Origin of the sequence: Williamsia sp. Leaf354, assembly GCF_001424365.1 — a bacterium.
Taxonomy (GTDB): Bacteria; Actinomycetota; Actinomycetes; order Mycobacteriales; family Mycobacteriaceae; genus Williamsia_A.
Window position 1 is genome coordinate 584,856 of record NZ_LMPL01000002.1, and the last position, 21,574, is coordinate 606,429.

Genomic DNA, 21,574 nt, shown 5'->3' on the forward strand with positions numbered 1-21,574 from the left:
CGGGCGGCCGCGACGGGGCCGGCGCGCGTCGTCAGTCCAGGAAGTCCGGCGGCAGTGCGGTGAAGAAGTCACGGGTCACCGCGACGGCGTTGTCCGAACTCGCCCCGAGCACCACCAGCGTCGCGAAGGCGAGGTCGCCGCGGTAGCCGGCGAACCAGGCGTGGGAGCCGCCGGGGACCTCGGCCTCACCGGTTTTTCCGTAGACCTCACCCTGGTCCTTGATCCGGTCGGCGGTGCCGTCGACGACCACCGCGCGCATCATCGGCCGCAGCTGTCGGATCACGTCGGGGCTGATCGTCGGGTGCGGACCCGACACGGTGGTCGCGCGGTCGAGGATGAGTTGCGGCACCGGGGTGGAGCCGTGGGCGACGGTCGCCGCGACCAGGGCCAGACCGAACGGACTGGTGAGCACCTTGCCCTGACCGAACCCGTCCTCGGTGCGGGAGATCAGCTCCGGGGCGATCGGCACCGAGCCGGAGTCGACGGGGATGCCGGGCACGTCGTAGCGGGTGCCGATGCCCATCGAGGCCGCGGCATGGGCCAGATCCGACGGCCCCATCTCGCTGGCCAGCTTGGCGAAGGTGGTGTTGCACGACTTCGCGAAGGCCTGGAGCATCGAGACGTCCCCGAGGGAGAAGTTGTCGTAGTTCGGGATGGTGCGCTGCCCGATCGTCACCTCTCCGGGACATCCGACGGTCGTCGACGGGGTCGACAGGCCGGTACCGATCGCCGCGGCCGAGGTCACCATCTTGAACGTCGACCCGGGCGGGTACTGACCGATCGTCGCGAGCGGACCGACCTTGTCGGCCAGCGCATTCTGCGCGACGGCCAGCAGCCGCCCGGTGGACGGCTGGATCACCACCATCATCGTCTGGAACCGTGACGCGGCGTCGACGGCGCGTTGTGCGGCCTGTTGGACGCTGCGGGACAGGCTGATCGACACCGACGGCGACGGCGCGGGGTCGACCTCGGCGAGCACCCCGGCGGTGGCACCGTTGGCGTTGAGCGACAACACCCGCCAGCCGGCCTTGCCGTCGAGGTCGCTGGCCACCTGCTTCTTGACCTGACCGAGCAGATCGGGCGCGAACGTCGGGTCGGTGGGAACCAGGTCGGCGAGGTCGGTGCTGGTCACTCCCGGGATGGCGGCCAACAGGTCACTGACCTGGTCGAACTGGCCACGGTCGAGGGTGGCGACAGAGTAGGTGCCCGAGGTCGCCGTGGCGGCCTCGGCGATCGCCTGGGCGCTGACCTTCGGGACGAACCGGCCGACCACCGACGCCAACTGCGTGGCCGAATCGGCGACCGATCCCGTCGCGGCGGCCTTCGTCGCGTCGATCCCGACCCGGTAGACCGTTCCGGGGACGAGCACCGACGACCCGTCGGACTCGTTCACCGAGCCCACCGGGGCAGGGATCGACTCCAGCGACATCCGTTGCGTTGCACCGAGATCGGGGTGGATGTCGGTGGAGTCCCACCGCACCTGCCATCCCGAGTCGGCGCGGGCCATGTTCAGCGTCGCGGTGTACTTCCAGGTCTGGGCGCGCGGGAGGGTCCAGGCGTAGGTGACGTCGACCGTGGCGGTGTCCCCGGAGACCTTCGTCCGGCCTGCGGTCGCGGTCATCGCCGACGCCTGCAGTCCCGACCATGCGGCGTCGATGTCGGTCGATGCCTGCTGCGGGGAGTCGGTGCGGGCCGCCGCCTGATCGGTGCGGTGACCACCGAACACCTCGAGGAACGACGCCGCGGCCGCGCGCGGCCCGTCGTCGGTGTCGGAGCACGCCGTGCCCGCGGCCACGATGATCGCGGCCACCGCGACGGCGCCCAGACGAGCGGCGAGGCGGCGCGATCGAGGCGGGTGCGAAGTCGTCATCGAGACCGAGACTAGGTGCCCCACCCCGCCCGATCGTGGTGCCACGCAGCGGCTGCACCTGAGAATCTCCCCAGGGATCGCCGAGGGATGGATCAGTCGACGAGAACGGTCGCGAACGTGCCGACCTCGGCGAAGCCGACCTTCGCGTAGGCGGCGCGGGCCGCGGTGTTGAAGCCGTTGACGTAGAGGCTCGAGGTGCGTCCCTCGGCGGCGATCGCGGACACGACCGCGGCGGTGCCGGATGCACCGAGTCCCTCACCGCGGCGGTGGTGAGCGACCCACACGCCCTGGATCTGGCCGACGGTGGACGACATCGAGCCGATCTCGGCCTTGAAGACGACCTCACCGTTCTCGAATCGGGCGAACGCGCGGCCCGCGCCGATCAGTGAGGCGATGCGTCGCCGGTAGGACCGGCCGCCGTCGCCGGCGCACGGGTCGACGCCCACCTCGCCGTGGAACATCTCGATCGCGGCCGGCAGGTAGGCGTCGATCTCGCTGATGCGCACGCGCCGGACGGCTCGGTCGGGACCCACCGACGGCGGCCCCGACATCGCGAGGAGCGGTTGATCGGCGCGGACCTCACGTGCGGGTCCCCAGTGCGCCTTGGCGTGCTCCCAGAACGCCAGGACGTGGTCGGCCCGCCCGACGATCGACGAGCACACGCGGGGGTTGCGGGTCGCGCGGGCGGCGAACATCTCCATGTCGGCGGCGTCACCGAGCATCGGGATGAGGTTCGCGCCCGAGAAACACAGCGACGTCGTCGGTTCGGTGTTGGTCCACAGTTCGCCGCCGAGCAGACGCGGGGTCACGCCCTGCTCCTCCACCCGCGCGGCCACCATGCACATCGCGACCGGGTCGAGAGCCAGTGCGGCACCGACCGCCTCGGCGTCGCGTGCGCCGAGGGGCTTGTCGCCCAACAACTTCAACACGGTCGCTCCCGGCCCGGGCAGTGGTGGCCCGACCTGTCGGACGACGGGTCGAGAGGTGGAGACGATGCGCCTGTCGCAGGCGTCGGTGGGCTATCCGACGCTGACGACCGGCGATCCGGTGGTGGCACCATCGCCAGTCTCCCCCGAATCGGCGGCAATGCGAAGAGCTTCTTCGATCAGAGTTTCCACGATCTGCGCCTCGGGCACGGTCTTGATGACCTCTCCCTTGACGAAGATCTGTCCGCGGCCGTTGCCCGAGGCCACACCCAGGTCGGCCTCACGGGCCTCACCGGGGCCGTTGACGACGCAGCCCATGACCGCGACGCGCAACGGCACCTCCATGCCCTCGAGTCCGGCACTCACCTCGTCGGCGAGTTTGTAGACGTCGACCTGCGCACGGCCGCACGAGGGGCAGGACACGATCTCGAGCTTGCGGGGACGCAGGTTGAACGACTGCAGGATCTGGTCGCCGACCTTGATCTCCTCGGCCGGCGGGGCCGACAGCGACACGCGGATGGTGTCGCCGATGCCCTCGGACAGCAACGCACCGAACGCGACCGCGGACTTGATGGTGCCCTGGAACGCCGGGCCGGCCTCGGTCACGCCGAGGTGCAGTGGATAGTCCGACTGCGCGGCGAGCTGACGGTAGGCCTCGACCATGATCACCGGATCGTTGTGCTTCACCGAGATCTTGATGTCGCCGAACCCGTGCTCCTCGAACAGGCCCGCCTCCCACAGCGCCGACTCCACGAGGGCCTCGGGAGTCGCCTTGCCGTACTTCGCGAGCAGACGCGGGTCCAGCGAACCGGCGTTGACGCCGATGCGAATCGGGATGTTCGCGTCCTTCGCGGCGAGCGCGACGTCCTTCACGCGCCCGTCGAACTCCTTGATGTTGCCGGGATTGACGCGTACGGCGGCACATCCGGCGTCGATCGCGGCGAAGATGTAGCGCGGCTGGAAGTGGATGTCGGCGATCACCGGGATCTGACTCTTCTTCGCGATGATCGCGAGCGCGTCGGCGTCCTCCTGCCGGGGGCAGGCCACCCGGACGATGTCGCAGCCCGATGCGGTCAGCTCGGCGATCTGCTGCAGGGTCGCGTTGATGTCGTGGGTCTTGGTGGTCGTCATCGACTGCACCGAGATGGGGTGGTCGCTGCCGACACCGACCGTGCCGACCTGGATCTGGCGGGTCTTCCGGCGCGGCGCGAGCACCGGCGGGGGTGCTGCGGGCATACCGAGTCCGATCGACATCGGACCGGATGTGCTGTCGCTGCTCATGGCTGTCGCTTCCTAGAAGTTGAGTTTGATCGGATTGATGATGTCGGCGGAGAGGGTGAGGACCATGTAGCAGCCCATCACCGCGAGCACCGCGTAGGTCGCGGGCATCAGCTTGAGGTAGTCGACGGGACCCTTCGCAGCCTTGCCGAGGCGACGGCGGACCGCGTTGCGTCCCTTCTCGTATCCGATGAGCGCCATGTGACCGCCGTCGAGCGGCAGCAGCGGGACGAGGTTGAACAGGCCGAGGAAGAAGTTGATGCTCGCCAGCAGGAAGATGAAGAAGGCCCAGTTGCCGACCTCGGCGGCCTGACCGCCGATGACCGAGGCGCCGTAGACGCTGACGGGGGTGTCCGCAGAACGTTCCCCGCCGGTCACCGACGTCCACAGCGCGCCGACCTTCTGTGGCAGCGACAGCAGCGCATCCCATGTGCGCGCAACCAGCTGGCCGGTGAACACCACGGCCCCGGGGACCGCGGTCAGCGCCGTGTACTCGTTGATGCCCTTGTCACCGAGCCCCACACCGATCGCACCGACGGTGGCGGTCGTGGTGGTGCCGTCGCTGTTGCGGACCGGTCGCTGCACCTGCGACACGGGCACGGTGAGCGTCTGCTCGCGTCCGTCGCGCTCGACGGTGATCGCCACCGAGCCGGTCGCCTTCTGGATGGCGGCGACCAGCTCGCCAGAGTTGTCACCGCGATCACCGTTCACCGCGATCACGCGGTCGCCGGTGCGCAGTCCCGCGGCCTGGGCCGGGCTGCCGCCCGAGCAGGGGGTGAGGTCGCCGTTGGGTTGCACCGACGGCGCCACGCACGCCATCGACCCGACCGACACCTCGGTCTTCCCGCTGATCACCGGCAGTCCGGCGGTCAGCGCGAGGATCACGATCAGCACGAAGCCGAGGACGAAGTTCTGCATCGGCCCGGCCAGCAACACCACGAGGCGCTTCCACGCCTTCTGGCGGTACATCGCCCGGTGTTCAAACCGGGGGTCGATCTCGTCGTAGGTGGTCATGCCGGCGATGTCGCAGAACCCACCCAGCGGCAGCCACTTGAGTCCGTACTCGGTGTCACCGCGTCTCGTCGACCAGATGGTCGGGCCGAAGCCGATGAAGTAACGGCGCACGAGCATGCCGGTGCGTTGTGCGGCCCACATGTGCCCACACTCGTGCCACGCGATCGACAGCAACAGGCCGACCGCGAACAGCAGCACACCCAGGATGAAACCCACCGCGCTCGAGACCTCCAGTTGTCGTTGTCACGTTCTGACGCCGGTCTGCGCCCGCGATCACCTCGCGTGGCGTGTGACCAGTTCGTGTGCGCGGCGGCGGGCCCAGTCGTCGGCCGCGAGCACCTCCTCCACGGTACCCGGGGTGCTGGTCCACTCGTCGGCCTGAGCGAGGACGTCGCCGATGACACCCACGATCCGAGGGAACGCGATGGTGCCCGCGAAGAACCCGTCGGCCGCCGCCTCGTTCGCCGCGTTGAACACCGCGGTCAGCGATCCGCCCCGTGTGCCGGCCGATCGGGCCAGGTCGATGGCCCCGAACACCTCGGAGTCGACGGGTTCGAAGGTCCACGACGACGCCGTGGAGAAGTCGCAGGCGGCCGATGCGCCGGGCACCCGATGCGGCCACCCGAGGGCCAAGGCGATCGGCAGCTTCATCGACGGCGGCGAGGCCTTGGCGACGGTGGCGCCGTCGACGAAGGTCACCATCGAGTGCACGATCGACTGCGGGTGGACGGTCACGTCGATGCGGTCGTAGGGCACCCCGAACAGCAGGTGCGCCTCGACCACCTCGAGGGCCTTGTTGACCAGGGTCGCCGAGTTCAGCGTGATCATCGGACCCATCGACCACGTCGGGTGCTTGCCCGCCTGCTCGGGTGTCACCGACTCCAGCTGCTCGGCGGTGTGGCCGCGGAAGGGACCGCCGGACGCGGTCAGCACCAGTCGGTCCACCTCGGCCGCTGTGCCGGCCCGGAGGCACTGCGCGATGGCCGAGTGCTCGGAGTCGACGGGCACGATCTGATCGGGGGCGGCCGCGGCGAGGACCAGGGCGCCTCCGGCGACCAGCGATTCCTTGTTCGCCAGGGCCAGTGACGCGCCCGTCGCCAGGGCCGCGAGGGTGGGGCGCAGGCCCAGGGATCCGACGACGGCGTTGAGGACGACGTCGGCGGGAACCGACTCGACGAGGTCGCACATGGCATCGGGACCCGAGCGGACCGACGACCAGCCCATCCGGTCGGCGAGCTCCCGGGCGGCAGCGACGTCGGCGACCGCGACCGCCTCGGCGCCCAGGCCCAGCGTCGAGATCTGCTGTGCGAGGAGGTCGATGGTCGACCCGCCCGCCCCGACCCCGACGACGATGAACTTGTCGGGGTTGGCGGCGATCACCTCGAGGGCCTGCACACCGATCGAGCCGGTGGAGCCGAGGATCAGGACTCGCCTGACGGAGGGTGCGTCGCTGGGGGTCACCGACTCATTGTGGTGGGCGGTGGTGGGCGTGCCAATGCCGGGCCACGTCGACCCGTCGGGCGATCCACACCCGTTCGTGGGACTGCACGTGGTCGAGGAATCGTTCCAGTGCCGCGATCCGCGCGGGGCGGCCGACGATCCGGCAGTGCAGGCCGATCGACAGCATCGCCGGGGCGCCGGCGGTCCCCTCGGCGTAGAGCACGTCGAACGCGTCGCGCAGGTGGGCGAAGAAGTCCTCGCCGGTCGAGAAGCCCGACGACGACGAGAAGCGCATGTCGTTGGTGTCGAGGGTGTACGGGACCACCAGGTGGTGTCCGGCCGGCTTGTCCTCCGCCGATGCGGGGATCGGGACCCAGTACGGCAGGTCGTCGGCGTAGCTGTCGGAGTCGTAGAGGAATCCGCCGTGGGCGATGACCAGCGACCGGGTGTTCGGGGAGTCGCGACCGGTGTACCAGCCGACGGGGGCCTCCCCGGTGATCTCGGTGAGCAGGTCGACGGCCTCGGCCATGTGCGCACGTTCGACCTCGGGCGGCGTCTGTTGATAGTTGAGCCACCGCAGGCCGTGCGCGGCGATCTCGTGACCGCGCTCGACGAACGCCGCGGCGACCTCGGGGTTGCGGGCCATCGCCTGGGCGACGGCGAACACCGTCAGCGGCAGCCCGCGGCGCTCGAAGGTGCGCAACACGCGCCACACGCCGGCACGGGACCCGTACTCGTACAGCGATTCCATGCTCATGTGCCGGTCGGGATAGGCGGCCGGCGCGGCCATCTCGGAGAGGAACGTCTCGCTGGCCGGGTCGCCGTCGAGGACGCTGTTCTCCGACCCCTCCTCGTAGTTCAGGACGAACTGCACGGCGATGGCAGCGTCGTCCGGCCAGTGCGGGTGGGGACGGTGCTCCCCGTACCCAACGAGGTCGCGGGGCAGGTTCTCGGACCGGTATCTCGACAGCGACACGCCCGTCATCCTCCCATCGTCGATGCGCCGGTGCACCGGGGTCGGTGCCGACGATATGCTGTGCCTACTACGCGCCATCGTTGACCGCGGCCGACCGCCGCGACACCGGTCACGAGAAGGAGAAACCAGTGGCAAGCAGCGAGGTCGAGCACGCCGACACCCATTCCCACGAGGTCGAGGTCGTCGACACCGGATGGGCCCACGAGCCGCCGGACGCCCCCTCGGCCCGCTTCGGGTGGCACGGCGAGAGCCTGCCGGCGATGCGCATCGCCGGCTGGATCAGCGGTATCGCGCTGCTGGCCATGATCATCGGCAACCACCAGGGGCACGTCGAGGACCTGTACCTAATCGGTTTCACCGCGGCACTGTGGTTCGTGCTGCTGCGCGACGTGTACCTGCGTCGCGGCAAGTGGCGGAACTGAGCGTCCCGGTCTAACCCTCGGCCGCGAGCTGCCCGCAGGCAGCCGCGATCTCCTGTCCGCGGGTGTCGCGGACGGTGCACGCCACTCCCCCGGCCACGACCCGTCGCACGAACTCGCGCTCGACCGGCTTGGGCGCGGCGTCCCATTCGCTGCCCGGTGTCGGGTTGAGCGGGATGACGTTCACGTGCACCAGCTGGCCGAGGTGCTTGCGCAGTCGTTTCGCCAGCAGGTCGGCACGCCAGGGCTGGTCGTTGACGTCCTTGATGAGGGCGTACTCGATCGAGACGCGGCGACCCGAGGTGTCGGCGTAATACCGTGCGGCCGAGAGGACCTCGTCGACCGACCACCGGTTGTTGACCGGGACCAGCGTGTCGCGGAGTTCGTCGTCGGGTGTGTGCAGCGACACCGCGAGGCGCACCTGCCACCCCTCATCGGCCAGCCGCCGGATCGCCGGCGCGAGGCCCACCGTGGAGACGGTGACCGATCGCTGCGAGATGCCGAGCCCCTCAGGGGCCGGGGAGATGATGCGCGACACCGCGTCTCGGACCCGGTTGTAGTTCGCGAGCGGCTCGCCCATCCCCATGAACACCACGTTCGACAGACGGCGCGTGTTCGGCGCGCCGCCGGACAGTTCACCCTCGGCAACCGCTCGCGCCGCCGCGCGGACCTGGTCGACGATCTCTGCGGTCGACAGGTTGCGGTCGAGACCGCCCTGGCCGGTCGCGCAGAACGGGCACGCCATGCCGCAGCCCGCCTGCGACGACACGCACACCGTGGTGCGGTCGGAGTAGCCCATGAGCACCGACTCGAGCATCGTTCCGTCGTGGAGGCGCCACAGCGTCTTCCGTGTGGTGCCGTCGTCGCACGAGATGTGTCGGACCGGGGTCATCAACGTCGGGAACAACGCCGCGCCGACCGCGGTCCGGACCGCGGCGGGGAGATCGGTCATCGCCTCCGGGTCGGCCTCGAGACGTCCGTAGTACTGGCGGGCGAGCTGGTCGGCACGGAACCCCGGCAGACCGAGCTTCGTGACGGCCTCGGTGCGCTGCGCGCGGTCCAGATCGGCCAGATGCGTGGGCGGACGTCCCCGCTTGGGGGCGTCGAAGACCAACGGGAGGTCGAGACCGGGCATGGGTCAACGTTCTCGCAGTTCGGGGTGGAAATCCAATCGGGCCGCGTCGCCCGCCTGTCGCGCCGGACCTGTCGCGTCGCGGGTGTCCGACGAGGGATGATGTGGGCATGACATACAACGAGCCGACCCCGGCCGATCCCCACAAGTCCGCATCGGATCTCCCCCCGGTCGACGACACCTCCGGACCCGCCCATCAGGACTCCGTGAAGCAGGCCCTCAGCGAGGTGCAGCACACCCGGACCAAGTCCGCGTGGGTCGGCCTCATCGTCGGCGCGATCGTCCTCATCCTGCTGCTCGTCTTCATCGTCCAGAACCTCGACAAGCAGGCGATCCAGCTCTTCTTTTGGGAGGTCAACCTGCCGCAGGGCGTGAGCCTGTTGATCGCCGCGATCGCCGGCGCACTGATCACCGCGGTCGTCGGCGGTGCGCGGATGTTCCAGGTACGCCGCGCGGTGCGCAAGGCCTGAGGTCACTCGTCGCGCGTCGCGTCCCCCGGGCGCGGCGCGCGACGGTCGGTGTCCGCTGCGGCCCGGCTCAGAGCAGGGCGCCGAGGATGGCCCACACGACGAACGCCGACGGCAGGATCGAGTCGAGTCGGTCCATGATGCCGCCGTGGCCGGGCAGCAGGGTGCCCATGTCCTTGATGCCGAGATCGCGCTTGACCTGCGACTCGACGAGGTCACCGAGCGTCGCGCACACCACGAGCACGGGTCCGAGGATGAGGCCGATCCACCAGTGGGCGTCGACGAGGTAGGTGACGACGAGCACCGCGCCCACCGTGCCGAAGACCAACGACCCCGCCATGCCCTCCCACGACTTCTTGGGCGAGATGGCGGGCACCATCGGGTGCTTGCCGAAGAGGACGCCTGCGGTGTAGCCGCCCACGTCCGAGCACACGACCACGATCATGAGCGTCAACACACGCGCCCATCCGTGGCTCTGCAGCACCATCGCGACGGCGAACGACGCGAGCAGCGGCAACCACGCGAGGATCAGCACCGTCACCGCGAGATCGCGCAGATAGTTGACCGGCGCCGTCGTCCGCCCCTGCGACAGCAACTTCCAGATCATCGCGACGAGGACGGTCGCCACGAACGACACCAGCGCACCGGTCGCACCGAAAGGCCACGCGGTCCACATGATCGCCTGACCACCGCCGATGAGAGGGATGATCCCGACGTCGTAGCCACCGGCGCGGACCCGCTTGGCCACCTCCCAGGTCGCCACGGCGATGGACACCGCCACCACCGGGATCCACACCAGCGGCGCGAATACGAGGATCAGGATGACGCCGACGCCGAGGCCGCCGCCGACGGCGAAGGCCGCGGGCAGATCGCGCCCGGCCCGGGACTTCTTCTCCGGTGCCGCGGGCGCGGACGGGTCGGAGGAGGACGGGTCCGGAGCGGCCGTCGGCCTCGCTTCACTCACACCCTGTCCTTGTCTGTCGTTCCGTGCGGGTCGCCGTTCGTCGCGGTCACCCGGTCGCCGTCCTGCGCTCTCACACCTCGAGCAGTTCGCCCTCTTTGCGCGTCACCAGGTCGTCGACCTGGGCGACGTAACCGGCCGTGGTCTTGTCGAGATCCTTCTCGGCCCGGTTGACCTCGTCCTCGCCGGCCTCGCCGTCCTTCTGGATCCGCTTGAGCTCGTCGGCGGCCTTGCGGCGGACGTTGCGGATGGAGATCTTCGCGTCCTCGCCCTTCGACTTCACCTGCTTGACCAGCTCGCGGCGACGCTCCTCGGTCAGCTGCGGGATCGCCACCCGGATGATGTTGCCGTCGTTGGTGGGGTTCACACCGAGGTCGGAGTTGCGGATAGCGGTCTCGATCGCGTTGAGCGACGACGCCTCGTAGGGCTTGATGATGATCATGCGCGCCTCGGGGGCGGTGATCGACGAGACCTGCGTGATCGGTGTCATCGCACCGTAGTAGTCGATGACGATGCGGTTGAACATCGAGGGGTTCGCGCGTCCGGTCCGGATCGACCCCATATCGTCCTTGGCCACACCGACGGCTTTCTCCATCTTCTCCTCGGCATCGAAGAGTGCTTCGTCGATCACGGTTTCGCCTCCGTTGTGTGCTCGCTGCGGGTCGCGCGATTCGTGCTGATGTGACTGGTGGTGATCACGAGGTGACCAGGGTTCCGATCTTCTCACCCGCCACCGCACGCGCGATGTTCCCCTCGCGCAACAGGTTGAACACGAGCATCGGCATCTTGTTGTCCATGCAGAGGCTGAACGCGGTGGAGTCGGCGACGGCGAGGCCCTTCTCGATGACCTCGCGGTGGCTGATCTCGCTGTAGAGCGTCGCGTCGGGGTTCGTGCGCGGGTCGTCGGAGTACACACCGTCGACCGCCTTGGCCATCAGCACTACCTCGGCCTTGATCTCGAGTGCGCGCTGCGCGGCGGTGGTGTCGGTGGAGAAGTACGGCATGCCCATGCCGGCGCCGAAGATGACCACGCGGCCCTTCTCGAGGTGGCGCTGGGCGCGCAGAGGGATGTAGGGCTCGGCCACCTGGCCCATGGTGATCGCGGTCTGCACCCGGGTGACCACGCCGGACTTCTCCAGGAAGTCCTGCAGCGCAAGGCTGTTCATGACGGTACCGAGCATGCCCATGTAGTCCGAGCGACTGCGCTCGAGCCCGCGCTGCTGGAGTTCGGCGCCGCGGAAGAAGTTGCCGCCGCCGATGACGACCGCGACCTGTACGCCGCTGCGCACCACCTCGGAGATCTGGGCGGCGACGGTGGAGACCACGTCGGGATCGAGCCCGACCTTGCCGCCGCCGAACATCTCGCCGCCGAGTTTGAGGACCACCCGACGGAAACCGGGGCGCGCTCCCCCGTCGATCGTTCCCCCGTCGATCTCGGTCACATCATGCCTTCCGTTCAGCGCTCACCGGACGGGCGATCCGGGCCACCGCGGCAGCGTCGGAGAAGACCGGTTGTCGGTAGTGATCCTATGCGTACACGACAGGCCCCGGTGAGCGCGGTGCTCACCGGGGCCTGTCGTGGACTGGGTCGGGTCGGTCAGGCCTGGCCGACCTCGAAGCGCGAGAACGCGGTCACGGTGACGCCGGCCTCGTCGAGGACGGCCTTGACCGTCTTCTTCGAATCCTGCACCGACGACTGGTCGATGAGGACGACGTCCTTGTAGAAGCCGTTGACGCGACCCTCGACGATCTTGGGCAGCGCCTGCTCGGGCTTGCCCTCCTCGCGGGCGGTCTTCTCGGCGATGGACCGCTCGTTCTCGACGATGTCGGCGGGGACCTCGTCGCGGGTGGCGTAGCGGGCCTTCAGTGCGGCGACCTGCATGGCGGCACCGCGTGCGGCCTCGGCCGCCTCAGCGCCGTCGCCGCTGTACTGCACGAGGACGCCGACGGCGGGCGGCAGATCCGAGGCGCGCTTGTGGAGGTAGCTCGCGACGGGGCCGTCATAGGAGACGACGCGACGCAGCTCGAGCTTCTCGCCGATCTTCGCCGACAGCGCGGCCACGGCCTCGGTGACGGTCTGATCGCCCAGCGTCGCGGCACCGAGCGACTCCAGGTCTGTCGCCTTCTGCTCGGCGGCCGCGGTGACGACGGCGTCGGCGAGCTTCTGGAACTCGTCGTTCTTCGCCACGAAGTCGGTCTCGCAGTTGATCTCGATCATGACGCCGTCGCGGGTGGCGACGAGGCCTTCGGCGGTGGACCGCTCGGCACGCTTGCCGACGTCCTTCGCGCCCTTGATGCGGAGCTGTTCGACGGCCTTGTCGAAGTCGCCGTCGTTGTCGGCCAGAGCGTTCTTGCAGTCGAGCATTCCCGAGCCCGTGAGCTCGCGGAGCCGCTTGACGTCGGCAGCGGTGTAGTTCGCCATGTGCGGCGAGCCTCCTTCATCGGTGTCGCGACGCCCACGCTCGTGAGGCGCGTCGTCGCGTCGTGGGTGCCGACGTCGTGTGACGCCGACGGTGTCAGACGCGATTCGGGCGCCGGGCCTGATGGCCCGACGCCCTCGTCGTCGCTCGAGCCCGAGGGCTCGATCGGTCAGGCCTGTGCGGGCGCCTCGTCGGCGGCCGCGGGCGCTGCCTCGGTCGTGGTCGCCGGGGCGGTCGCCTCGGTGGCCGGTGCCTCGGTGCCTGCTGCGGGGGTCGTCGCCTGGGTGAGCAGTTCCTGCTCCCACTCGGCGAGCGGCTCGCCCGCTCCGGACTCGGGCTTGGTGTCGCCGGCGTTCTGGCCGGCACGCGCCTGAAGGCCTTCGGCGACGCCCGAGGCGACCACGCGGGTCAGCAGCGCGGCGCTGCGGATGGCGTCGTCGTTACCCGGGATCGGATAGTCGACCAGGTCGGGATCGCAGTTGGTGTCGAGGATCGCGATGACCGGGATGTTCAGCTTGCGGGCCTCGCCGACGGCGATGTGCTCCTTGTTGGTGTCCACGATCCACACGGCCGAGGGCACGCGGGCCATGTCGCGGATACCGCCGAGGGTGCGGTCGAGCTTGGTCATCTCACGCGTGAGCATGAGGATTTCCTTCTTGGTGCGACCCTCGAAACCGCCGGTCTGCTCCATCGTCTCGAGCTCCTTGAGACGCAGGAGACGCTTGTGGACGGTGGAGAAGTTGGTGAGCATGCCGCCGAGCCAGCGCTGGTTCACGTACGGCATGCCGACGCGGGTCGCCTCAGCGGCGATCGACTCCTGGGCCTGCTTCTTGGTGCCGACGAACAGGACGGTGCCGCCGTGTGCGACGGTCTCCTTGACGAACTCGTAGGCCTTGTCGATGTAGGTCAGCGTCTGCTGCAGATCGATGATGTAGATGCCGTTGCGATCGGTGAAGATGAATCGCTTCATCTTGGGATTCCAACGACGGGTCTGGTGCCCGAAATGAGCGCCGCTGTCGAGCAGCTGCTTCATGGTCACTACAGCCATGTGTGTGTTCTTCTTCCGTGTGCAGTTGGTCGTCGGGAGCGTCGTGCGCCCGACCCTGACGCCTGGGTCCGATCAGAACCGTGCGGACTCGAGGGTCCGTCGGACTGCCTGATCGGAGGTGTTCCGGGCACGAGCCCCGCATGCGCGAGGTGCCACCCGGGTTGTGCAGGCGTGCGAAGTCACCGCGTCCGGATGGACGAAGTGCGTCGTTCAGTGTACGCACGGGCCGCCCCGCCCACGAAATCGCTGGTCGCAAGGATGGAACCGCAGGTCGACGGCCACCGTCTGAACCGGTGTGAGCACAGATGTCGCCGGAGATGACCCGGTCGCGAATCGTCCCGAACCCGGTCGGTCGCCGATACGGGACGAGGGGTCGGCGACATCTGTGCTCGTCTCGTCTCGGCGGTCGAGGTCGTCGCGGTCCGACGGGAGGTGTCCGACGCAGTTGCTGAGGTCGGCGGTGACGCTCGCGGCCCTCGTCGCGGTACTCGTCGTCGCGATCGTCGCCGTGCCCGGGGCATCGAGGGCCGAGGGACTCACCCCGGGCGGCTACGGCTGGCCGCTGAGTCCGCGGCCGGAGGTGGTCCGGGGCTTCGATCCCCCGGCGAAACGCTGGCTGGCGGGTCACCGCGGGGTCGATCTGGCCGCGGCGACCGGTGCGCCGGTCTTCTCGGCCGGATCGGGTGTGGTGCATTTCGCGGGTGTGGTCGCCGGCAAGCCCGTGGTGTCGGTGATGCATCCCGACGGCGTGCTCACCACCTATGAGCCGGTGACCGCGACGGTCTCGGTGGGGACGACGGTCGTGCGGGGCTCGCTGGTGGGCACCGTCGAGGGCGTGCATCCCGGCTGCGTGTCGGCGTGTCTGCACTGGGGCGCGCGGCGTGGTGCGGGGTCGGCGGCCCGCTACCTCAATCCGTTGGCCCTCCTGGGCGCGGTCCGTGTGCGACTCAAACCCGTAGGCGCCGTCCTCGCCGCCGGAACGGCCGGCGGTCAGGCCCGGGGATGGGCCTGACGGTGGACCGCACGCAGACGCTCGACGCCGACGTGGGTGTAGAGCTGTGTGGTCGCCAGCGATGAGTGGCCGAGCAGTTCCTGCACGACGCGCAGGTCGGCGCCGCCCTCGAGCAGGTGCGTGGCCGCCGAATGACGCAGACCGTGTGGACCGATGTCGGGCGCACCCTCCACGGAACGTGTGGCCGCGTGGACCACGGAGCGCGCCATCCGCGGGTCGAGGCGCCCACCCTTCGCCCCGAGCAACAGAGCCGATCCCGACGTGGGGCCCGCGAGCGATGGGCGGCCGCGTGCGCGCCAGGCGTCGAGGGCGGCCCCGGCGGGTGCGCCGTACGGCACCGTGCGTTGTTTGTCGCCCTTGCCGATCACCCGCACCACGCGACGGCCGTCGTCGACGTCGTCGAGATCGAGTCCGCAGAGCTCGCCGACCCGGATACCGGTGGCGTAGAGGATCTCGAGGATCGCTCTGTCGCGCAACATGATCGGGGTCTGTGCGGACCGGCCCGCCGGCACACCGGCCGTGACCTCGGTCTCGGACAGGGCGGTGTCGGGCCGGGCTGTGTCGGGCAGGGCGGGGCCGGTCATCACGCTGCGCGCCTGATCCGGCGAGAGCACCGCGGGCAGGGTGCGGTGCGCACGGGGAGCCTGCAGTCGCGTGGCGGCATCCTGGGGCATCACGCCCTCGCGGGCGGCCCAGGTGCAGAACGTCTTCACCGAGGACACCTGACGCGCGATGGTGGTGCGGGCGGCACCACGTCGCGTCGACTCGGCCAGCCAGGCCCGCAGCACCGCGAGATCGATCTCCGCGATGGACAGCCGCCGTGCGCCGGCGAAGGTGACGAGCGCCCGGACGTCGCCGACGTAGGCGCGGATCGTGTGTTCGCTGCTGCCCCGTTCGTAGCGCAGGTACGACTCGAACTCACCGAGTCGCGTCGAGGAGGTGCTCACGTCGACCAGCCAACACCGCTCGTGCGGCACACCCCGTTCCCGACACGCTCGTCGTGATCAAAGTGTTCCCCGCCGACGACCGTTGCGCCGACGGACTGTTCAGGACCCGACGGGCGCACCCTCTTCGGTTGCCCGCAGCTCGGCCTTCCAGGCCCGGAAGCCCTCCTCGGTGCGCCCCCGACGCCAGTAGCCCGAGATCGAGGCGCGTCGCGCCGACACCCCTCGCTCGGTGCGGACGTAGCGCCGCAGGTTGTGCATGACCGCCTGCGCCTCGCCGTGGATGAAGACATGCGGCTCACCGTCGAGCCACGGTGCGTCGCGAACCGCGCCGATGAGTGGCGCGTTGTTGCCGGCCACGTCGTCGCCGGCGGAGTCCGAACCGGCGCCGCGGTGCACCCAGGTGATCCGGGCGTCGTCGGGTGCCGCGAGCGTGATCTCGTCCTCCGGCCCGGCGACCTCGATGAACGCCTGCACGGTGGCGGTCGCGGGCAACGCCTCGAGGGCCGCGGCCAGCGCCGGGAGTCCGGCCTCGTCGGAGGCGAGGAGGTGCCACGGCGCATCGGCGTCGGGGCGGTAGCCGCTGCCGGGCCCGAGGAAGCGCACGACGTCGCCGACCTGCGCGGACGCGGCCCACGGCCCGGCGATGCCCTCGGTGCCGTGGACCACGAAGTCGATGGCGATCTCGCGGCGTTCGGGATCGACCGAGCGAACGGTGTAGGTGCGCAGGACGGGTTGCTGCTCGGGGGTGTACTCGGCGCGGATCCGCTCGAGGTCGTACGGCTCGGGGTAGGTCACCCCGGGGGCTCCGAAGAGGATCTTCACGTACGCGTCGGTGTCGTCGCTCGCGGCGAAGTCGGAGAAGCCCGGTCCACCGAGCCGGACCCGCATCATGTGCGGGGTGATCCACTCGGTACCGGTGACCTCCATGGTGTTCAGTCGCTTGGCCATGACGTCAGCCTACACCCAGAAATTAGGACACCCTAAGTAGACGGAGGTCGGTGCGATCACCCCGGGCCCTCGCGCATGCCCCACGGTTGGCCGTATCCGCCCTCGGACTCCGGACGCGCCATCAACTCCAGGAACGGTGACGCCTCGAAGGCCTCCGGGCCGAGCACACCGGCTCCCGACCACACGCCGGTGGCGAGCAGTTCGAGCGCGATGACCGGGCCGAGCGCGGTCTGCCAGACGACGCACTGGGTGCCGTACTCGCGCATCGTCCATTCGTTGTCGCTGACGTGATAGAGGTAGACCTCCCGTGCCGCACCGTCTTTCGTCCCCGTGACCCACATGCCGGCGCAGGTCTTGCCGGTCATCACCGGACCGATCGTCGCGGGGTCGGGAAGCGCTGCGGCCACCACGTCGCGCGGCGACACCGACACCGGGCCGTCGGCCGAACGCACCCGGATCGGTTCGGTCGCGTCGAGTCCGAGGGTGTGCAGCGTCTGCAGCACACCGATGAACTCGGCGCCGAGCCCGTATTTGAAGGTGACGCGGCGCGCGTCGAGCCACCGGGGCATGAGGAGCACCTCCTCGTGCTCCACGTTCACGCACTCGACCGGTCCGATGCCCTCGGGGAACACGAACGTCTCGGGCTCGGAGAACGGCGGTGTCGTGAACCAGCCGCGGTCGCGTTCCCACACCACGGGCGGGTTGAGACATTCCTCGATGGTCGTCCAGATGGAGAACGACGGCGCGAACATCTCGGCGCCGTTCTCGTCGCGGACGACGAGGTTCGCCCCGTCGCGGGTGCCGAGTTCGTCGACGGTGTCGAACAGTTCGTCGCAGGCGTACCGCGCGAACACGTCGGACAATCCGGGCTCGACACCCATGCCGACCAGCGCCAGTCGGCCGGCGGTCACCCACTCGTCGTGCGCGGCGAACTGCTGCTCCCCCAACATCACCCCGGTCCGCGTGTGCGGATCGGTGGGGTCGGGTGTGCTGAGGCTCATCGCCATGTCGAGGTAGTCGGCGCCGGCGGCCAGGGCGCCGGCGAACACGGTCGGCACGAAGGCGGGTTCCACGGCGTTCATGACGTGCGTGGCCCGGTGCTCGCGTGCGAGCGCGGCCACCGCGTCGGCGTCGGAGGCGTCGATCCGCGCAGCGGTGAATCGTGCTGCGACGGTGTCGCCGTGCCGGTCGGCGATCGCGGCGACGGTGCGCTCCGCGCGGGTCAGGTCGTAGTCGGAGACGACGAGACGGTCGAAGAAGTCGCGGCGGGCCGCGATCTTCGCGAGCGCGTCACCCACTCCGCCCGCGCCGATCAGCAGGATGCGCATACCCGGGTGTGCCATACCTCAGCCTAGGTGGTCGGCGGCGCGCGCCACGGCGATGTTGTTGATCCAGGCATCCTGCAATGCCACCCCGGATTCGTACTCGCGCACCACGCGTTCGCCCGACGGTGTGCCGATCACGAGGTAATGACCGATCAGTACACCCGGATCGGCGAGTCCGGCGGTGGCGATCTGGTGCCGGAAGGTCGAGGCGATCCAGGCGACGTCGGTCGGCCCGACCGCCAATCGCACGATGCGGCGTGTCGGCCCCCGGCCCTCGAGGACGCAGCTCTCCGCGACGCATCCGCCGACGACGCCGGCCTCGGCCTCGGGGCCGACCACGATCTCGTCGGCGATGTCGTTGAGGACTGCATCTCGCGCGGCGAGTTCGAGAACAGCGCGGTCGGCTGCGGGGAGCAGGGTCGGACTTGATCCGGTGGCGATCGAGGTGAGGGCGGCGACAGCCTCGGTCGCCTCAGCGCGCGTGAGGACGCCGCGGTCGCTCTCGCGCAGGAACATCTCGAACGCCTCGTGGTTCGAGGCGGGCAACGGCTGAGGCTCGATGGCTCTGCCCTCCACGAGAGATCGTCGGTCCGGTGTCCGAGCTTATCGCCGCCGCCCGACATCCCAAGGCGTCCGTGCCGGCCGACCGTCATCGGGGCGGCGGACCCCACGTCGCGCCGTCGGAGAACGCGCGGCCGTGCACCTCCATCCGCGCCAGTGTCGATCGCACCCGGCCGATGTCGGCATCGCAGGCACGCGCGATCTCGGCGAGGGTGACCCCACCCCGTGTCCCCAACGCCGCCACCACCCGAGCCTCGAACGGGTCGGTCTCGCCGCGCTCGGCCGGTGTCGACGACAACGCGTCCGACCCGTCCGGCGAGACGAGACGCTCGAGGCCCGCGACGTCCCCGACGAGCACGGCGTCGCCATCGCTGATCAACGCGTGACACCCCACCGACATCGCCGAGGTCGCCGGCCCGGGGACCGCTCCGAGTGGGACACCGAGCCGACGAGCCCAGGCCGCGGTGTTCTTCGCGCCGCTGCGATGACCCGCCTCGACGACCACGACCGCCTTCGACAGTGCCGCGACGAGCCGATTGCGGGCGAGGAACCGGTGCCGCGACGCCGTCATCCCCGGCGGGTACTCGGTCACGATGGTCCCGACGCGGGCGATCTCGTCGAACAACAGCCCGTGATCGGTCGGGTAGTCGATGTCGAGGCCGCACGCCATCACCGCCATCGTGGTGCCGCCCGCGGCCAGTGCGGCCCGGTGCGCAGCGCCGTCGATGCCGTAGGCGCCGCCGGAGGCGACACAGCGTCCGCGATCGACGAGACCGTTGGTGAGGACCGCGGTCATGCGGGTGCCGTAGCCGGTGGCCGCGCGTGAACCCACCAGGGCCACAGCGCGTTCCGTTGCACCCTCGATCGACCCCGGGCCCCGCGTCCACAGTGCCAGCGGCGGGCCGCCACGCGCCGAGGTGTCCGCCGTGCTCAGGCCGTGCAACGCCCACGCCGGCCAGTCCTCGTCGTCGGCGGTCATCAACCGCCCACCGAGCCGGTCGGCGACGAGGAGATCGTGATCGGGGTCGACGAGGTGGTGACGCGACGCCGTCGACCGTGCCACGGCCTGGTGGCCGTCGGGGAAGCGTCGCGAGCGCACCGCCTGGGCGGCGTCGCGCACCCCGACCGCATCGACCAGCCGCGCGATCGACGCCGCCGGCGGCTCGGCCACCGCGGCGAGATACGCCCACGCCCGCAACTCCCGGGAGTCGATCACCGTGGGCGTCACGTGGTGCGGATCGGTGGGGGCCATCACAGTCGCGGGACGGGGCTGCATGTCGGGTTCGACCCCGACGCCGTCGTCGCTCACGCGTATCCCCTGTCCCGGAACAGCAATGCCTGTGCCACCTCGTCTTCCGTGGGTTGTGGGAGCCCGCCGAGGTCGGCCAGCGTCCACGCCAGTCGCAACGCCCGGTCCGCACCTCGCGCGGTGACCCGGCCGTCGCGCAGGAACAGCTCGATCGGCCGGATGGCCGCACTCGTGAGCCGGAACCGTTGCCGTAGCGCGGAACCGGGGACCTCGCTGTTGGTCTGCCATCCGTGCTCGGACCACCGTGCGCGAGCCGTCGCGCGGGCCGCCGACACCCGGGCGCGCACATCGGCGCTGCACTCACCGGTCGGGTTCATGAGCGCGGTGTTGCCCGGCGGGTCCATCCGGACGCGGATGTCGACCCGATCCATCAGGGGCCCCGAGAGTTTTCCCAGGTAGCGTCGCCGGACCTGAGCCGAGCAGACGCAGTCGATGTCGGAGGCCGGGGCGCACGGACACGGGTTCGCCGAGAGGATGAGTTGGAACCGCGCGGGCATCACCGCGACGCCGTCGCGACGCATCACGCGGGTCTCGCCGTCCTCGAGAGGTGTCCGCAGCGATTCGAGCGCTTTGACGCCGAGTTCGGCGCACTCATCGAGGAACAACACACCTCGGTGCGCCCGCGACACCGCGCCCGGTTTGGCCATCCCGGTCCCGCCGCCCACCAGCGCGGTCTGCGACGTCGAGTGATGCGGGGCGATGAACGGGGGCTCGGTGATCAACGGCCGCCCCGCCGGCAGCGTCCCGGCGATCGAGTGGATCGCGGTCACCTCCAACTGTTCGGTCTCACTCAACGCGGGCAGGATGCCCGGCAACCGTCGGGCGAGCATCGTCTTGCCGATCCCGGGCGGGCCGGTCATGAACAGGTGGTGGGCACCCGCGGCGGCGATCTCGAGGGCATAGCGCGCCTCGGCCTGACCCACCACATCGGCCAGGTCGGGAACCGCGGGCGCCGCCGCCACGACACCGGCCTCGCACACCGTGTCCAGGACCCGCTCGCCGGCCAGCCACGCGATCACCTCGCGCAGAGTGCTCGCCCCACCGACCTCCACTCCGGGCACCAGTGCCGCCTCGGCGACGTTGACCAGCGGCACCACGACCCGCGCGAAACCGGCGGCGCGGGCGGCCACCACCGACGGCAACACCCCGCGTACCCCGCGGATGCGCCCGTCGAGTGCGAGCTCGCCGATGAACACGGTGTCGTCGAGGTGGTGGGTCGCCACCAGGTCCTTGGCCGCGAGCACCGCCAACGCGATCGCCACATCGTGGTTGGAGCCACCCTTGGGCACCGTCGCCGGCGAGAGGTTCAGCGTGATGCGCCCGTCGGGCCACTTGCGGTCGCTGTTGGTGATCGCCGCCCGCACACGGTCTTTGGACTCCCGCAACGACGCGTCGGCCAGACCGACGAGCTGGACACCGGGCAGTCCCTGACCGATGAACGCCTCGATCTCGACCATCTGTCCCTCGACACCGGCCACCGCCGCCGAGCGCGCTCGACCCAGTGACATCAGAATCCCCGCG

The 21,574-nt window shown here is 70.0% G+C and carries 21 protein-coding genes; 3 read left to right on the forward strand and 18 right to left on the reverse strand.

The annotated features are described in order from the left end of the window. Window positions 1-31 precede the first annotated feature (31 nt). The 6 genes from ASG12_RS10770 to puuE all read right to left on the reverse strand — a co-directional run bounded on the left by ASG12_RS10770 (window position 32) and on the right by puuE (window position 7,513). Window positions 32-1,870, reverse strand: coding sequence for a penicillin-binding transpeptidase domain-containing protein (locus tag ASG12_RS10770; RefSeq protein ID WP_055789029.1), 1,839 nt, complete (start codon window positions 1,868-1,870; stop codon window positions 32-34). 92 nt (window positions 1,871-1,962) lie between these two features. Beyond that, on the reverse strand, window positions 1,963-2,799 hold the full coding sequence (locus ASG12_RS10775; RefSeq protein ID WP_055789032.1) for a GNAT family N-acetyltransferase: 837 nt from the start codon (window positions 2,797-2,799) through the stop codon (window positions 1,963-1,965). 90 nt (window positions 2,800-2,889) lie between these two features. Beyond that, window positions 2,890-4,077: a flavodoxin-dependent (E)-4-hydroxy-3-methylbut-2-enyl-diphosphate synthase gene (gene ispG / locus ASG12_RS10780; protein WP_055789035.1), complete on the reverse strand. Its 1,188-nt coding sequence runs from the start codon at window positions 4,075-4,077 to the stop codon at window positions 2,890-2,892. Between the two features lie 12 nt (window positions 4,078-4,089). Continuing rightward, entirely contained in the window at window positions 4,090-5,304 is a 1,215-nt protein-coding gene (locus tag ASG12_RS10785; RefSeq protein WP_055789038.1) for a M50 family metallopeptidase, read from the reverse strand. Between the two features lie 57 nt (window positions 5,305-5,361). Beyond that, on the reverse strand, window positions 5,362-6,549 hold the full coding sequence (gene dxr, locus ASG12_RS10790) for a 1-deoxy-D-xylulose-5-phosphate reductoisomerase (protein ID WP_055789040.1): 1,188 nt from the start codon (window positions 6,547-6,549) through the stop codon (window positions 5,362-5,364). Between the two features lie 4 nt (window positions 6,550-6,553). Continuing rightward, window positions 6,554-7,513: an allantoinase PuuE gene (gene puuE / locus ASG12_RS10795; protein WP_055789043.1), complete on the reverse strand. Its 960-nt coding sequence runs from the start codon at window positions 7,511-7,513 to the stop codon at window positions 6,554-6,556. A 119-nt stretch (window positions 7,514-7,632) separates the two neighbouring features. On the opposite strand from puuE, the gene ASG12_RS10800 reads away from it, so the two are divergent. Further along, on the forward strand, window positions 7,633-7,926 hold the full coding sequence (locus tag ASG12_RS10800) for a DUF2631 domain-containing protein (RefSeq protein WP_045822476.1): 294 nt from the start codon (window positions 7,633-7,635) through the stop codon (window positions 7,924-7,926). A gap of 10 nt (window positions 7,927-7,936) precedes the next feature. Here ASG12_RS10800 and rlmN read toward each other — a convergent pair whose 3' ends face one another. Continuing rightward, window positions 7,937-9,058 (reverse strand): 23S rRNA (adenine(2503)-C(2))-methyltransferase RlmN, encoded by a 1,122-nt coding sequence (gene rlmN, locus ASG12_RS10805; protein WP_055789045.1) that lies wholly within the window; start codon window positions 9,056-9,058, stop codon window positions 7,937-7,939. A 107-nt stretch (window positions 9,059-9,165) separates the two neighbouring features. Between rlmN and ASG12_RS10810 the strand changes: the two genes are divergently transcribed. Then, on the forward strand, window positions 9,166-9,525 hold the full coding sequence (locus tag ASG12_RS10810; protein WP_055789048.1) for a LapA family protein: 360 nt from the start codon (window positions 9,166-9,168) through the stop codon (window positions 9,523-9,525). 67 nt (window positions 9,526-9,592) lie between these two features. Here ASG12_RS10810 and ASG12_RS10815 read toward each other — a convergent pair whose 3' ends face one another. From ASG12_RS10815 to rpsB, 5 genes are all read right to left on the reverse strand, one after another. Next, window positions 9,593-10,486, reverse strand: coding sequence for a phosphatidate cytidylyltransferase (locus ASG12_RS10815; protein WP_055789051.1), 894 nt, complete (start codon window positions 10,484-10,486; stop codon window positions 9,593-9,595). Between the two features lie 70 nt (window positions 10,487-10,556). Further along, complete coding sequence (gene frr / locus ASG12_RS10820; RefSeq protein WP_045822439.1) at window positions 10,557-11,114, reverse strand: ribosome recycling factor; 558 nt, start codon at window positions 11,112-11,114, stop codon at window positions 10,557-10,559. A gap of 64 nt (window positions 11,115-11,178) precedes the next feature. Next, a complete protein-coding gene (gene pyrH, locus ASG12_RS10825) occupies window positions 11,179-11,916 on the reverse strand; it encodes a UMP kinase (protein ID WP_082501911.1) in 738 nt (245 codons plus the stop codon). 164 nt (window positions 11,917-12,080) lie between these two features. Then, complete coding sequence (gene tsf, locus ASG12_RS10830) at window positions 12,081-12,905, reverse strand: translation elongation factor Ts (protein WP_045822438.1); 825 nt, start codon at window positions 12,903-12,905, stop codon at window positions 12,081-12,083. Between the two features lie 167 nt (window positions 12,906-13,072). Then, complete coding sequence (gene rpsB, locus ASG12_RS10835; RefSeq protein WP_045822437.1) at window positions 13,073-13,951, reverse strand: 30S ribosomal protein S2; 879 nt, start codon at window positions 13,949-13,951, stop codon at window positions 13,073-13,075. A gap of 460 nt (window positions 13,952-14,411) precedes the next feature. Here rpsB and ASG12_RS10840 point away from each other — a divergent pair, with 460 nt between their 5' ends. Then, window positions 14,412-14,963: a M23 family metallopeptidase gene (locus ASG12_RS10840; protein WP_082501862.1), complete on the forward strand. Its 552-nt coding sequence runs from the start codon at window positions 14,412-14,414 to the stop codon at window positions 14,961-14,963. Here ASG12_RS10840 and ASG12_RS10845 read toward each other — a convergent pair. The 6 genes from ASG12_RS10845 to ASG12_RS10870 all read right to left on the reverse strand — a co-directional run bounded on the left by ASG12_RS10845 (window position 14,942) and on the right by ASG12_RS10870 (window position 21,561). After that, window positions 14,942-15,910, reverse strand: coding sequence for a tyrosine recombinase XerC (locus ASG12_RS10845; protein ID WP_200932764.1), 969 nt, complete (start codon window positions 15,908-15,910; stop codon window positions 14,942-14,944). The two genes, ASG12_RS10840 and ASG12_RS10845, sit on opposite strands and share 22 nt — an antisense overlap. A 99-nt stretch (window positions 15,911-16,009) precedes the next feature. Then, a complete protein-coding gene (locus tag ASG12_RS10850) occupies window positions 16,010-16,858 on the reverse strand; it encodes a siderophore-interacting protein (RefSeq protein WP_055789056.1) in 849 nt (282 codons plus the stop codon). Window positions 16,859-16,914: 56 nt separating this feature from the next. After that, entirely contained in the window at window positions 16,915-18,186 is a 1,272-nt protein-coding gene (locus ASG12_RS10855) for a saccharopine dehydrogenase family protein (protein ID WP_055789059.1), read from the reverse strand. 18 nt (window positions 18,187-18,204) lie between these two features. Beyond that, a complete protein-coding gene (locus ASG12_RS10860) occupies window positions 18,205-18,729 on the reverse strand; it encodes a hypothetical protein (RefSeq protein WP_156378054.1) in 525 nt (174 codons plus the stop codon). 103 nt (window positions 18,730-18,832) lie between these two features. Continuing rightward, on the reverse strand, window positions 18,833-20,053 hold the full coding sequence (gene dprA, locus ASG12_RS10865; RefSeq protein WP_443089085.1) for a DNA-processing protein DprA: 1,221 nt from the start codon (window positions 20,051-20,053) through the stop codon (window positions 18,833-18,835). After that, window positions 20,050-21,561, reverse strand: a complete 1,512-nt coding sequence (locus tag ASG12_RS10870; RefSeq protein WP_055789066.1) for a YifB family Mg chelatase-like AAA ATPase — start codon at window positions 21,559-21,561, stop codon at window positions 20,050-20,052. The genes dprA and ASG12_RS10870 overlap by 4 nt, the downstream gene beginning before the upstream one ends. Window positions 21,562-21,574: the final 13 nt, after the last annotated feature.